At 71.0% G+C, this 7,138-nt stretch carries 7 protein-coding genes; 5 read left to right on the top strand and 2 right to left on the bottom strand.

The features are described 5' to 3' along the window. Nucleotides 1-26: 26 nt before the first annotated feature. Complete coding sequence (locus tag MFF42_RS22350; protein ID WP_238257861.1) at nucleotides 27-2,207, bottom strand: molybdopterin-containing oxidoreductase family protein; 2,181 nt, start codon at nucleotides 2,205-2,207, stop codon at nucleotides 27-29. A gap of 238 nt (nucleotides 2,208-2,445) precedes the next feature. Here MFF42_RS22350 and MFF42_RS22345 point away from each other — a divergent pair, with 238 nt between their 5' ends. The 3 genes from MFF42_RS22345 (at nucleotide 2,446) to MFF42_RS22335 (ending at nucleotide 5,264) form a co-directional block, all read left to right on the top strand. Further along, nucleotides 2,446-3,360 carry a lytic transglycosylase domain-containing protein gene (locus tag MFF42_RS22345; protein ID WP_238257859.1) on the top strand — a complete coding sequence of 305 codons (915 nt, stop codon included), beginning with the start codon at nucleotides 2,446-2,448 and terminating at the stop codon, nucleotides 3,358-3,360. A gap of 63 nt (nucleotides 3,361-3,423) precedes the next feature. Continuing rightward, the gene (locus MFF42_RS22340) at nucleotides 3,424-4,329 is read left to right on the top strand and encodes an alpha/beta hydrolase (protein ID WP_238257858.1); all 906 of its coding nucleotides are present in this window, start codon (nucleotides 3,424-3,426) and stop codon (nucleotides 4,327-4,329) included. A gap of 17 nt (nucleotides 4,330-4,346) precedes the next feature. Next, entirely contained in the window at nucleotides 4,347-5,264 is a 918-nt protein-coding gene (locus MFF42_RS22335) for a CE1 family esterase (protein ID WP_238257857.1), read from the top strand. A 9-nt stretch (nucleotides 5,265-5,273) separates the two neighbouring features. Here the strand turns inward: MFF42_RS22335 and MFF42_RS22330 are convergent, their stop codons facing one another. Further along, nucleotides 5,274-5,687 (bottom strand): acyl-CoA thioesterase, encoded by a 414-nt coding sequence (locus MFF42_RS22330; protein ID WP_238257856.1) that lies wholly within the window; start codon nucleotides 5,685-5,687, stop codon nucleotides 5,274-5,276. 243 nt (nucleotides 5,688-5,930) lie between these two features. Here MFF42_RS22330 and MFF42_RS22325 point away from each other — a divergent pair, with 243 nt between their 5' ends. After that, entirely contained in the window at nucleotides 5,931-6,605 is a 675-nt protein-coding gene (locus tag MFF42_RS22325) for a transglutaminase-like cysteine peptidase (RefSeq protein ID WP_238257854.1), read from the top strand. A 163-nt stretch (nucleotides 6,606-6,768) separates the two neighbouring features. Continuing rightward, nucleotides 6,769-7,092 (top strand): hypothetical protein, encoded by a 324-nt coding sequence (locus MFF42_RS22320; protein ID WP_238257852.1) that lies wholly within the window; start codon nucleotides 6,769-6,771, stop codon nucleotides 7,090-7,092. Nucleotides 7,093-7,138 lie beyond the last annotated feature (46 nt).

The raw sequence follows: 7,138 nt of genomic DNA, 5'->3' as shown, positions 1-7,138 counted from the left end.
GCAGAGGGGGGAGGGTTAAAGCCAAGTCATTGCGCCAGCCCGACCTGCACGAGGTTGTCGCTGAAGGTCGGCGAGTGGCCCATGCCGCCGTAGGTCGAGGCACTGATGACGTTCACCGCCCCGTCGCGGTTGAGCGAGTGCCAGTAGCCGAGCGAGGCGATCACCAGCCCCGGCGGCACCTCGTCGGTCACCCGCGCCTGGCCGTGGAAGGCGCCGCGGTCGTTGAAGACGCGCACCAGCGCCCCGTCCGTGACCTCGCGGCTCGTCGCGTCGGCCGGGTTGATCAGGATCGTCTGCTCGCCCTGCGCCCGGACCTTGTGCGCCTCGTTGGCGTATTGCGAGTTGAGGAAGCCGTGGCTCTTCGGCGAGACGATGTTGAGCGGATAGCGCTCGGCCTGCCCCGGATTCGTCTCCGGGCGTTCGTTGGCCGGCACGTAGCCCGGCAGCGGGTCGAGGGGCTCGCCGCCCTGGAACTGCTCGTACATCTGCCGGAAGGGCGGGGCGACGAAGTTGCCCCCCGTGACCGCCGCCTCCGAGTAGAACTCGCACTTGCCCGACGGCGTCGGGAAGTTGCCCTCCGCGTGCGGGGTGCGCGTGGCCGGGTCGCCGATATTGAGGCGGTACCAGCCTTGCTGGCGGAAATGATCCATGGAGATGCCGCCGAGCTTCGGGCTCTCCCAGTCGAGATACCATTCCATGAGCTCCGCCTCGCTCATGGAGAATTGCGGCTCGGTGAAGCCGAAGGTCTTGGCCAGCCGCCGGAACAGCTCGGCATTCGAGACCGTCTCGCCCGGCGGCTCGATCGCCTTCTGGTTCAGGGTGAAGAAGAAGTGCCCCCAGGAGAACATCATGTCGTCGTGCTCGGCCGCCATGGTGGCCGGGAGCAGGATGTCGGCGTAGCGGGCGGTGTCGGTGACGAAGTGCTCGCTGACCACCGTGAACAGGTCCTCGCGGGCGAGGCCGCGCTTGATCTTGGCGGTCTCGGTCGAGTTCGAGACCGGGTTGGCGTTGTAGACCATCAGGGCGTGGATGCCGGGCTCGATTCCCGCCTCGCCGGTCAGCACCTCGCCGAGCTTGAGCACGTTGACCACCCGCGTGCCCTCCGGGATCAGGTCCGGCCGGCAGACCCGGTCCCAGTGCACCGGGAACTCCCACAGCGGCATCTGGTAGACTCCGCCGCCCGGATCCTTCCAGGACCCCGTCAGCGCCGGAAGCGAGAAGATGGCGCGCAGGGCCTGGGCGCCGCCGGCGCTGCGCTCCACCGCCACGCCGGGCCGCAGCGCCGCGTTGGGGGTGGTGGCGTATTCCCGCGCGAGGTGCCGGATGTCCTCGGCCGGGATGCCGCAGATCCCGGCGGCGTATTCGGGGGTGAAGGCCCGCGCCCGTTCTTTGAGCGGCTCGAAGCCGACGGTGTGGCGGGCGATGTAGTCGTCGTCGGTCAGGCCCTCTTCGATGATGACGTGGATCATCGCCATGGCCAGCGCCCCGTCGGTGCCGGGCTTCGGCATCAGGTGCCAGTCGGCCTGGGCCGCCGTGCGCGAGCGGTAGGGGTCGATCACCACGACCTTCGCGCCGTTGCGCTGCGCCTCCTTCACCACGTGCCAGTGGTGCAGGTTGGTCGAGACCGAGTTGCAGCCCCAGATCACGATGAGCTTCGACTGCTCGAAGCTCATCGGGTCGGTGCCGTTGGTGGGCCCGACGGTCAGGAGCCACGCCGTGCACGAGCCGGAGCCGCAGAACGTCTTCTCGGCCACCGTCGCGCCGAGGCGGTTGAAGAAGGCGTCGCCGACGGTGAGACCCTGCACCACGCCCTCGTTGCCGAGGTAGTTGTAGGGAAGGATCGCTTCCGCCCCGTGCGTCGCGATGATGGCGCTGAACCGGCGGTGGATCTCGGAAAGCGCCTCGTCCCAGGTGATGCGCTCGAACTGGCCGCTGCCCTTCGGGCCGGCGCGGCGCATCGGGTAGAGGACGCGGTCGGGATTGTAGTGGTGGCGGTCGAAGTCCTTGAGCTTGCCGCAGAGCGCGCCGCGGGTCATCGGGTGGTCGGGGTTGCCGCGCACGTCGATCAGCCGCCCGTTCTCGACGGTGTAGATCATCGAGCAGGTATCGGGGCAGTCGTGCGGGCAGGCGCCGAGCCGGGTGACGGCCTCGGACACCGTCTTGGCGGCCGCCTCGGCCTCGATCTCCGAGATGCGCTCTTCGAGCATGGTGTTCCTCCTCGCGCGGCCGGATCTTGACCTCTGGATCTTGGCGTCCGGCTCGTTGCAAGCATCGAGCCTAACGTGGAGGAGCGTAGAAAAATAGTGCGATTCTAAGAAGCGTTCGAAGGGACAACGCTGCCGGGCGAGCGCAAGACCTGCATCATGATGCCTGCCCATGATGCAGGACCGTCCGAGTCGGACGACGGCCATCCCCTTACGGAAACGTCGCCCTAGATGAGCCGCCGTGCCCCGTCTCGCCCTCGTCCTCCTGCCGGCCGCCCTCGCCGTGCTCGCCGGTCCCTCGCGCGCGGCCCCCTCGCCCGAGAGCGAGACGGTGGAGCAGGCGCTTTGCCGGCTGATCGAAGAGTCCGCGAGGGCCCGCAGCCTGCCGGTCCCGTTCCTGACCCGGCTGATCTGGCGCGAGAGCTCGTTCCGCGTCGGCGTGGTGAGCCCGGCGGGCGCGCAGGGCGTGGCGCAGTTCATGCCGGGCACGGCCAGGGACCGCGGCCTCGGCGATCCGTTCGACCCCGAACAGGCGATCCCGCACGCCGCGCATTTCCTGTCCGATCTCAAGCGGCAATTCGGCAATCTCGGCCTCGCCGCGGCGGCCTATAACGGCGGGCCGGGGCGGGTCTCGGCCTGGCTCGCCGGCAGCGGCGGCCTGCCCGCGGAGACGCGGGCCTACGTCATCGCCATCACCGGCCGGCCGGCGGAGGATTGGCGCCCGAACGCCACCGTCGAGATGCCGGAAGGGTCCGATCCGGCGGGGAAGAAGGCCGAGGCGAAGCCCGAGGACAAGCCGCCCCCGCCGGAGGCCGAGACGCAGACCTGCCTGCAGGTGACCGCGGCCCTGCGCATCCCGTCGCGCGGGGACCGGTTCGCGCTGGCGATCGAGGGCGGCCCGGCCGCGCCCTGGGGCGTGCAGCTCGCCGGAAACTTTTCCAAGTCGCTGGCGCTGGCGAGCTTCCAGCGGGCGCGCACCCGCTACACCAGCGTAATCGGCGAGGTGCGGCCGATGATCATCGGCACGCGCCTGCGCTTCCGCGGCACCCGCACCTTCTACCGGGTGCGCATTCCGGCCGAGAGCCGGGCCGCCGCCGACGGCCTCTGCCAGAAGATCCGCGGGGTCGGCGGCGCCTGCATCGTCCTGAGGACATAACTCCCAACACCGCCACCGCGTGGCCATGAATCCGCCGCGACCGCCGCGTCAATCACGAGTCACATGATCAAGGCATTCGTCTCCCTCGTCTCCCTGGTCTGCCTCGGGCTCACCGCCCTCGGGCTCAGCGGCTGCTCGCCGCTGGCGCTGTTCGACGCGCTGGGGCCGCGTGACAAGGGCGGGCGCCTCGCGGTCCGCGACGCGGCCTACGGCGCCGATCCGCGCCAGCGCCTCGACGTGTTCGTGCCGACGGTGCCGGTGGAGCGGGCGCCGGTGCTGGTGTTCTTCTACGGCGGCTCGTGGAGCAGCGGCAGCAAGGACGACTACGCCTTCGCCGCGCAGGCCTTCGCCGCGCAGGGCTTCGTGACCGTGCTGCCGGACTACCGGCTCTACCCGAAAGCGCGCTTTCCCGAGTTCCTGAAGGACGGGGCGGCGGCGATCGCCTGGGTGCGCAACAACATCGCCGCGCAGGGCGGCGACCCGAACCGGATCGTGCTGGCCGGCCACTCGGCGGGCGCCTACAACGCGGCGATGCTCGGGCTCGACCCGGAATATCTGCGCCAGGCCGGCGTCGATCCGCGGGCGGTGCGGGCGGTGGCCGGGCTGTCGGGCCCCTACGACTTCCTGCCCTTCGACCAGACAACCTCGATCGAGGTGTTCGGGCAGGCGCCCGACCCGGAGGCGACGCAGCCCGTCTCCTTCGCCGGCGCCCACTCGCCGCCAACCTTCCTCGCCACCGGCGACAAGGACACCGTGGTGAAGCCCCGCAACACCGCGAGCCTCGCCGAGCGCCTGCGCACCGCCCGCGTGCCGGTGCAGGAGCGGGTCTACGAGGGCCTCGACCATTCCGACACGCTGCTCGCGCTCTCCGTCAGCTTCCGCCGCAAGGCCCCGGTGCTCGCCGAGATGAGCGCCTTCCTCCACCAGCACGCGGGCGCGCGCCGGCTCACCACGCTGACGATGCACTGAGTTCTTCCAGGGTCTCGATGCGGCGCCTGTCCACGATCGCGGCCCTGCTCGCGCTCGGTCTCGCGACGGCGGCCTCGGCGGCGGATCGGTCGGAGCAGGTTCGGATCGGGGATACGGCGCGGACCTACACCCTCCACATCCCGGACGCGTCGCCGCCGCCGAGCGGCTTTCCCGTCATCCTCGCCTTCCACGGCGGCGGGGGCCGGGGCGCCCGGATGCGCCGCCTGACGGGGCTCGACGGCTTGGCCGACACGCGCGGCTTCGTCGCCGTCTACCCCGACGGGATCGACGGGCACTGGAACGACGGACGCGCCACGATCCGCAACCCGCAGGACGATGTCGGCTTCGTCGCCGCGCTGCTCGACCGCGTCGCGGCGAGCCTGCCCGTCGATCGCCACCGCATCTACGCGACCGGCCTCTCCAACGGTGCGCTCTTCACGGAGCGTCTCGGCTGCGACCTGTCCGAGCGCATCGCCGCCATCGCGCCGGTCGCGGGGACGCTCCCCGCCGATCTCGCCCCGCATTGCCGGCCCGCCCGAACCGTCGCCGTGATGCAGGTCAGCGGCACGGCCGATCCGATCATGCCGTTCGCCGGCGGTCGGGTCGCGGATTTCGGCGGGCGCGGCGAGGGCGGCCAAGTCGCCTCGGTGTCCGACACCGTCGATGTCTGGGCCCGGCGCAACGGCTGCGATCGCCGGAGCGCGGAGGAAGCGCTGCCGCCGGCCGTCCCCGCCGATCCGACCCGCATCGTTCGCAGGCGCCATACGGGCTGCGCGGCCGCCGGTCCGGTCACGGTTCTGACCGTCGTCGGCGGCGGCCATACCTGGCCGGGCGGTGCGCAATTCGCCCCGCCGTTTCTCATCGGCCGCGTGAGTCCTCAGCTCGACGCCAGCCGCGCCATCGTCGATTTCTTCCTGTCCCTGCCGCCGCGGTGACGTCGCCGGTCACGCGTTTTCCGGGATCGGCCGCGGCCGCCGATCCGGGCCGATGGCGACGAAGGTGAAGAGGCCCTCCGTCACCTTCATCGTGGCCTCGCCCTCCCGCTCGCGGCGCCAGACCTCGACCTGGATGCCCATCGAGGTGCGGCCGGTCTTCACGATCCAGGCGTAGAAGCTCACCTCGTCGCCGACGAAGACCGGCCGGTGGAAGGTCATCGCCTCCGCCGAGATCGTGGCGCAGCGCCCCCGCGCCCGGCGGGCGGCGACGTTGCCGGCGGCCATGTCCATGTGCGCCATCAGCCAGCCGCCGAAGATGTCGCCGGCGGGGTTCGTGTCGGTCGGCATCGCCACGGTGCGGATCACCGGCGGCCCGCGATCGGTGGGCTGCACGGCTTCGGCGGAAGGCACTTCGCTCGTCATCGGAAAGGCTTTTTGGGTCGAGGGCTGCGCTCGAGCGTAGCAGGCCCCGTGCCGGCCGGACCACCGAGCCGGGTGACGGTGCCGCGGACTTGTTTCGGACCGCGCCGGCAGGCCCGACCCTTCCCCCGCGGCCGTCCACTCAAATGCGACAGATCGCGTTAACCGATTTTTAACCCGGCGATTGCGGCGGGCCGGCGGCTGTGAGAGCTTCATTAACGGAAGCTTAACTGCTCGGTCAGGGCCATGCGTATCGCGTTCTCCAAGCTCTGTGTCGTTCGGCCCTCGCGCGCTGTCACGACCCGCCTGCTGGCGGGCCTCGCCCTGGCCGGGACCTTCCTCGCCGCGCCGGCCCCGCGGGCCGAGGCGCAGACCACCGCCGCGCTTCCGGCGATGAGCCTGTCGGCGGTCACCACCGGCCCGGCCCGGCCGATCGCCGCCTGGGCCGAGTTCTGCGAGCGCTACCCGGCCGAGTGCGCGGTCGACCGCACGGAGCCCGCCAGCATCACCCTGACGCCGGCCCTGTGGCAGACGATCAACGCGGTGAACCGCCGGATCAACCGGGCGGTGGAGGCGGTGACGGATCAGGATCACTGGCGCGCCGCCGACCGCTGGGACCTCGCCGAGGACGGCCGCGGCGATTGCGAGGACTTCCAGCTCCTCAAGCGCCGCCTGCTGGTCGAGGCCGGCCTGCCGCGCCGGGCGATGCGGATGACCGTGGTGATCGACGAGAAGGGCGAGGGCCACGCCGTCCTTACCATCCTCACCAACCGCGGCGACCTCGTGCTCGACAACAAGACCAACGCGGTGCTGCCCTGGCGCCAGACCGGTTACACCTTCGTCAAGCGCGAGAGCCAGGAGGCGGTCGGCTGGATGGCGCTCGGCCGCGACGCCTCGCCGCTCACCGCCGCCAACCGCTGAGCCGACCTTTTCCGGTCCCGAAACGGGACCAAGCCCACCTCTCGCGCGTTAGCAGACTTTAACGGGGTGACGACCAAGGTTGACGAGACGTTTCCGCGAGCGGGCACCGCCCCGGAAAACGCCGTCCACGCCTCAGGTTCGCCGTCCCAGGGTCCGCTTGCCCATGCGTCGCGTCCTCCTCGCCAGCCTTCCCGCCCTCGCCCTGCTCGCGGCTCTCCCCGCGCGCGCCGAGAGTTCCGAGGGCGCGCGCCACGCCGCGTGGCAGACCTGCCTCGACGAGGCCTTCTCCGATCAGGTCCGCACCACGAGCCGGAGCTTCGCCGCGACCAAGGCGGTCTCCACCTGCCGCGACCGGGAAGAGGCCTATCTCGGCGCGCTGGCCGGCTCGCCGCTCCTCGACGGCGAGGACGTCGCCCGCATCCGCCCCGCCCTCATCGCCCGCGCCCGCGACCGGCTGATGGGCGAGCGGCGCTTCAGCGCGCTCTGATACGTCATCTGCTTGATCACTTCGGTTTCTTCTCCGTCATTGCGAG

It is taken from the genome of Methylorubrum podarium (assembly GCF_022179745.1).
GTDB lineage: Bacteria > Pseudomonadota > Alphaproteobacteria > Rhizobiales > Beijerinckiaceae > Methylobacterium > Methylobacterium podarium.
The sequence above is the reverse complement of the archived record's forward strand: the minus strand, read 5'-3'. Positions and strand labels throughout refer to the sequence as shown.

Bases quoted from the DNA above. Each gene is read 5' to 3' on its own strand.
- MFF42_RS22330 (WP_238257856.1), bottom strand. From the start codon at position 5,687: ATGACGAGCGAAGTGCCTTCCGCCGAAGCCGTGCAGCCCACCGATCGC.
- MFF42_RS22350 (WP_238257861.1), bottom strand. From the start codon at position 2,207: ATGCTCGAAGAGCGCATCTCGGAGATCGAGGCCGAGGCGGCCGCCAAG.
- MFF42_RS22325 (WP_238257854.1), top strand. From the start codon at position 5,931: ATGCGTATCGCGTTCTCCAAGCTCTGTGTCGTTCGGCCCTCGCGCGCT.
- MFF42_RS22340 (WP_238257858.1), top strand. From the start codon at position 3,424: ATGATCAAGGCATTCGTCTCCCTCGTCTCCCTGGTCTGCCTCGGGCTC.
- MFF42_RS22335 (WP_238257857.1), top strand. From the start codon at position 4,347: ATGCGGCGCCTGTCCACGATCGCGGCCCTGCTCGCGCTCGGTCTCGCG.
- MFF42_RS22320 (WP_238257852.1), top strand. From the start codon at position 6,769: ATGCGTCGCGTCCTCCTCGCCAGCCTTCCCGCCCTCGCCCTGCTCGCG.